Source organism: Mesorhizobium sp. M2C.T.Ca.TU.002.02.1.1, assembly GCF_003997225.1.
This window is the reverse complement of record NZ_RZTO01001292.1, coordinates 1-1,033: the sequence shown is the minus strand read 5'-3', so window position 1 is coordinate 1,033 and position 1,033 is coordinate 1. Positions and strand designations below refer to the sequence as shown.

Sequence of the window (1,033 nt, the reverse complement as noted above, 5' to 3'; positions counted from 1 at the left end):
AACCATGACGCGTGACCATGAGCTTGGCGGGGGCGCAGCGATGACCGCCGTCGCCGCCATGATCGCCGCGCTCTTTGCCGGCAGCACCGCGCTGACCCCGCTTTACGTGATCTACAAGCAGGCTTTCGGCTTCTCGCAGGTCACGCTGACGCTGGTCTATGCCGTCTACGTCGTCGGCAATCTGGCGGCGCTGCTGTTTTTCGGCCGGATGTCGGATGTCGTCGGCCGTCGTCCTGCCGCGCTCGCCGCGATGGGTGTTGCCGTGGTCAGTGCGCTGTCTTTCCTCTTCGCCGAAAACCTCGCCTGGCTCGACATTGCCCGCATCCTCAGCGGGCTCGGCATTGGCGTCGGCGCGGGCGCCGGCACCGCCTGGCTGGCCGAACTGATCGAAGGCAAGGACAAGTCGCGCGCCGCCGTCATCGCCACCAGCACCAACTTTATCGGTCTTGGGGTCGGCGCGCTCATGGCGGGGCTGCTGGCCCAATATGCGCCCTGGCCGCTCAGGCTGACATTTGCGGTCTATCTCGTGCTGCTTGCGCTGGTGACCGTGCTGATCTGGCGCACGCAGGAAACGGTCCCCGGTCCTGGGCGGCTCTCGGACGTCTCGCTGAGGCCACGGCTTTCGGTGCCCGACGATATCCGCGCGCAATTCGTGGCGCCGGCGGTGACCGGGTTCGGCGCGATGGCGCTGGTCGGTTTCTACGCGGCGCTGGCGCCGAGCATCCTGGCGCAACAGCTCCATGCAACCAATCATGCCGAGGCCGGCGGGCTGTTCTTCGAATTGTCGATCGTGGCGGCAGTGACCATTGTCGGCACCGCATGGCTGTCCAGCCGCTCCACCATGCTCGCGGCGCTCGTCCTGATGATCCCGGCCGTGGCGCTGGTCGTCGCAGCGCAAATCTACGCCTCGATGGCGCTCATGATCGCGGCGACGGCGGTCTGCGGCGCGGCGGCTGCGCTCGGCTATCGCGGCGGCCTGCAGGTGGTGAATCAGATAGCGCCGGCCGACCGCCGCGCCGAGGTGGTGTCGGCC

At 67.8% G+C, this 1,033-nt stretch carries 1 protein-coding gene; it reads left to right on the top strand.

All coding sequences use genetic code 11. From position 1 onward, the window contains the following. Positions 1-40 precede the first annotated feature (40 nt). A partial coding sequence (locus EOD07_RS35575) for an MFS transporter (protein WP_245470622.1) occupies positions 41-1,033 on the top strand: 993 nt, incomplete at its 3' end.